Annotated in this window: 4 protein-coding genes; 1 reads left to right on the plus strand and 3 read right to left on the minus strand. The window is 27.9% G+C overall.

The annotated features are described in order from the left end of the window. Nucleotides 1-363, plus strand: a 363-nt coding sequence (locus Q0F58_RS17255) for a PD-(D/E)XK nuclease domain-containing protein (protein WP_294379106.1), incomplete at its 5' end; no start/stop codon positions are given. A gap of 209 nt (nt 364-572) precedes the next feature. Here Q0F58_RS17255 and Q0F58_RS17260 read toward each other — a convergent pair. The 3 genes from Q0F58_RS17260 to Q0F58_RS17270 all read right to left on the minus strand — a co-directional run. Continuing rightward, a complete protein-coding gene (locus Q0F58_RS17260) occupies nt 573-2,789 on the minus strand; it encodes an ABC transporter permease (RefSeq protein ID WP_294379107.1) in 2,217 nt (738 codons plus the stop codon). 23 nt (nt 2,790-2,812) lie between these two features. Beyond that, nucleotides 2,813-3,511 carry an ABC transporter ATP-binding protein gene (locus tag Q0F58_RS17265; RefSeq protein ID WP_294379108.1) on the minus strand — a complete coding sequence of 233 codons (699 nt, stop codon included), beginning with the start codon at nt 3,509-3,511 and terminating at the stop codon, nt 2,813-2,815. A 10-nt stretch (nt 3,512-3,521) separates the two neighbouring features. Continuing rightward, nucleotides 3,522-4,801 (minus strand): HlyD family secretion protein (locus Q0F58_RS17270; RefSeq protein WP_367118211.1); only part of this gene is annotated, 1,280 nt, incomplete at its 5' end.

A 4,801-nucleotide genomic window follows, 5' to 3' on the forward strand; every position in this document is an offset into this window, starting at 1 on the left:
GAGCTGGCAGAGGTACTTATTGAAACAATAAGCTTTAATGATGCCTATGAAAATTTCTATCATGGTTTTGTAACAGGGATTCTTTCTGGAATGAAAGGCTATACTGTAAAATCTAACAGAGAGTCTGGAAATGGCAGGGGGGATATTTTCATAAGACCAGTGACAAGACGTAAAGCAGCTATAATACTTGAACTTAAAGTATGCAAGAGCTTTAATGAACTTGAAAAAAGAGCAGATGATGCTTTAAGACAGATAGAAGAAAAGAAATATGAGCTGGAATTAAAAGATGATGGATATAATAATGTTATAAAATATGGAATATCATTTTTTAAGAAGGATTGTCTTATTAAAATTAAAGAATAAATTTTTACCAGATTATATTTATATATACTGACTTGAATTATTCATAAATAATATACTGTTTTCTGAAGCGCTTAACAGTAATAGAAATAGGAGAGCGATGTATTTTTAAGAAACAGTAAGGGAATATAAATTTGAGAGAAAAATTATGAATATGTATAAATCTCCTTATAACAGATATTTTTATATGTGTGTATAAGGAGATTTATTTTTTAATCTCTGTTTTTTAAAGCTTCAGTCATAGAGATTGAATATAAATGTTTTTTCAAGAAATATAAACTTACATAATAAGAAGCAAAAATAATTATATACATAAAAATATAATCTTTAAGAGTTAAAACTATTGGTATATATGTCTGAAGGTTTGATATTAAATTAGGCCATAATATTTCAGTAAGTTTAGTGCAGAGTGGAACTGCAATAAGTGAAGAAATTAAAACTACATAGAAGGAACTTCCAAGGTATAGTTTATTTATTTCTTTTGTTCTATATCCTAAAACTTTTACAAGTGAAATACTGTAGGTATTTTTATCAATCATCAATTTTAATAATAAATACATAGTAATAATAAACATGACACTGGCAAAGACTATTACAAGTCCTATGATTGCATTCATTGAAGATGTCATATTTTTTCCACTATCAACGATACTGTCGCTTGTAATTAGTGAAGTTATATAGGAATCATCAATATTTAATTTTTTATTTGTAATATAGGAATTAAAATAATTTTTTGATTTTCCTATGAGTGTATTCATATTTTCATTATTCATAAATATATATAATCCAGTTGAATAATCCAATATTCCTGCAATTTTTAATTTATATATTTTATTTTCTGACTTATCCTGAAGAGTTATTGTGTCTCCTGTACTTAATCCAAATTTATCACGAACATTGCTTGATATATATAGACCTGGATCAGAAGTTTTAAGATTAAAATTATAGAATTTTGAATTTTCTTTTATACCTTGAAAAGTAAGGTCTATATTTTGTCCAAGAGTATCGTAATAAATGGATAAATTGGTTATTGTAGTTTTTTCGATTTCATCGCTTTCAGGAATGTTAATAGGAAGATTAAGTATATATGTATACTTAAAATTCGTCTCATCAGCTATGTTTTTCAAATAAGTGCTTATAGCACTATTGCACCCAAGTCCAAAAACAAGAAGAAAAGTTGAAATTATTATACCAAAGAATAAAATCAAATTGCTTGTATATTCTCTTAGAAACTGGCGGATTCTGAATTTAGTAATAAAGTTTAAATGTTTAATTTTTAGAGAGCTCATTTTACCTTGTTTTTTCTCATTTCTCAAAAGCTGCAAAGGAGTAGAGTTAAGACGGTTATATAAAGTATATGTATTTATTACAATAACAATTATAATTGGAAGAAAAATACCTATAAATAATAGCGATGGAGTATAAACAGTAGGAATATAAGGAAGACTATAATATTCAGTTGAAGAAGCAATAAGAGGACGTGCGAGTAAAAATCCCAAAATAGTTCCTAAAATAGCTCCCGCACTAGTTAATATAACAGGAAGTATCATAAAGTGAACTAGAAGTTCTATTTTCGTATAGCCAAGAGAGTAGAATGTTCCGATTATAGGACTTTCTTTATCAATTGTATTTATAACAGATGTTGATATGATAAATGCAATCATAGTTACTAGCACAATTCCAATAGCAACTCCCATATTTTTATTTATTATATTATCTTCAATATAGCTTGTAATTCTTTGGTTGTCTTTAGATTCTATAAAAAATGTTAAGGAAGAATTTTTAGAAATTATATTTTTTAATTTTTCTGCTGAAAAACCGTTAAGCTTATATGAATAACAATATACAATATTGTTGTTAAAACTATCAAAATTATCAGAAGATATAAAACCTATTCCGAAATTAGCGGGTTCAGGAATAGTATCAGTAATCTTATTTACAATGAAAGAATAATCAGGAGCAGCTCCATATCCAGATATAGTATATTCGGAATTATTTAAAGTGAGTGTTTTTCCAATACTATAATTGTTAGTACAAGCAAAATGCTCATCTAAAATTACTTCGTTGCCAAGGGCATCTGAAAAATTATTACCATTAATTATGGAAATTTTATTTAAATTTTTTCGTTCCTTAAATAATCGTATCGTTTTTCCATCAAAAGGATAGTCTATGTAAAAATTTTCATCTAGTGTAACTCCCAATTTAGTTATTGTCCGTATGGTAAAGTTATCTAGTTTAGACTGAACCTGAAATTCACCATCTTCAAGGTTATTTGTAACAGCTATTTCAGCACCTGTCTGTATAACACAGTCAGCAGAATTTGAAAAGCCTACAATAGCCATAGAACTGAGAAGTATCAGTAAAATCAGTCCTATATATTTTGTAATATTTTCTTTAAATTCACGAGGTATTCTTTTATTTAAAACCATATATTTCACCTTATTTTATATAATTACCATTCTATTTCAGCAGCAGGAATTAAAGTTGAATTTTCAAACTCATCTTCAATGAGTCCATCTTTTACTTTGATGACTTTATGAGACATATTTTTTATAGCATCATTATGAGTTACTATAATCATAGTAGTTCCATACAATTTATTTACATCTTCCAATAATTGAAGTATTTCTTTGGATGTTTTATAATCCAGGGCTCCAGTTGGTTCATCACATAACAAAAGTTTTGGATTTTTGATGAGAGCTCTGGCTATTGCTGTTCTCTGCTGCTGTCCTCCAGATAGATGTTTTGGAAATTTGTCTTTGTGTTCCCAAATTCCCAAATTTCTCAATAAGCTCTCTTTTTCAAGAGGATTTTTAGTTAAATATTCACATACTTCTATATTTTCAATTACAGTAAGATTAGGTACAAGATTGTAAAACTGAAATATGAAACCTAAATAATTACGTCTAAAATCAGACAATTGAGAAGGAGAAGCTTGTGAAAGATCAATATTATTTATTATTACACTACCAGAATCAATTGTCTCAAGTCCTCCAATTATGTTAAGAAGAGTTGACTTACCTGAACCAGAAGGACCTAATATGGTGCATATTTTACCTTGTTCAAGACTAAAGCTTGTACCTTTTAAAACCTGTACTAGACTGTCATCCTGACCATATGATTTTTTAATATTATCAATTTTTAGAAACATATAAAACTCCTTAATCTTCAATTTTAATTTTGCTATTTTCTTCAAAATCAAGGGGATTTGTTAAAATTATCAGATCATCTCTTATATCATCCCCGTCTATTTCAGAGTAAAGTGATGATTCACTTCCTACATGTACATTAATTTTTTTCACTTTATATACAGAATCAGAATCCGTTTTTTCAGCTATATATATGCAATTGTTATCAGATGAATCTTTGAATATGCTTTCACATGGAACTGTATAAGCATCTGGAGTTTCATTTAATATAATATTCACATTTGCGTTCATTCCTAATTTTAATGTATTATCAACATCTGTTATATTTATAGTTACTTCATATTTTACATCTTTATCATTTGAGTCATCTTTCAAATCTAAAAGAGAATCATCTTTTTTTGATATTCCACTTATATCTGTTACTTCACCATGAATAATTGTATTTCCACTAGAATCAGTCTCTATTTCAGCAGTCTGACCGATTTGAATTTTTGAGATATCAGCTTCATCTACAGAAGCAATTACCTTTAAGGCATTAATATTTTCAATTTTAAAAAGATTTGACAGACTGCTGCCTCCAGGAGCAGCATTTACGGAACTTATAATTCCATCAATAGGGGAGGTTACGTTACATTGAGATAATTTTTCCTTTTGGATATCTAGGTCGATTCTGTTGCTTTGATCATTATATTTGGATAGAGCAGTATTATAATCATTTTCTGCATTTTTTAAATTTAAATCTAATTGTTTTTTTAAATTATCTAGTTTAATCAGAGCAGTATCATATGTATTTTTAGCATTTTTAAAATCTATTTCATAATTTTGCATTTCAAGCTCTGATATGGCACCTTGTTCATAAAGGGCAGAATAAGATTCAAATATATATTGTTTATTTTCAAAATCAAGTCGTGCTGCTTCAATATCAGCTTTTGTTTGTAAGATGTCAGCGTTATTGGATTCATTGTTCAATTCAATGGCATGGTCATAAACTTGTTTTGCATTATCAAGAACTGATTTGTTTACAGATTCGTTAGTTTTGATAGTTTCTTGCAATTGATTAATACTATCAACAATAGATGTTGAATCTATTACTGCAAGAAGATCACCTTGTTTCACATAGTCACCAATTTTTACATTCACATTTTTTATTACACTATCAACTGTTGAGTACACTTCAGTATATTCATTGCTTTCTATAGTTCCCTTTACATTTATGGCTGATATATTTGATTCTTTTTTCAAAATAGTATATGAATCTTTAGATATCGTTTTTGGTTGTGTAGAAATAATGC

The organism is uncultured Clostridium sp. (assembly GCF_934754915.1).
In the GTDB taxonomy this organism is placed as follows: domain Bacteria; phylum Bacillota; class Clostridia; order Clostridiales; family Clostridiaceae; genus Clostridium.

What these genes read in the sequence shown, in the direction of transcription:
- Q0F58_RS17265 (WP_294379108.1), bottom strand. Translation starts at nt 3,511, where the DNA reads ATGTTTCTAAAAATTGATAATATTAAAAAATCATATGGTCAGGATGAC.
- Q0F58_RS17260 (WP_294379107.1), bottom strand. Translation starts at nt 2,789, where the DNA reads ATGGTTTTAAATAAAAGAATACCTCGTGAATTTAAAGAAAATATTACA.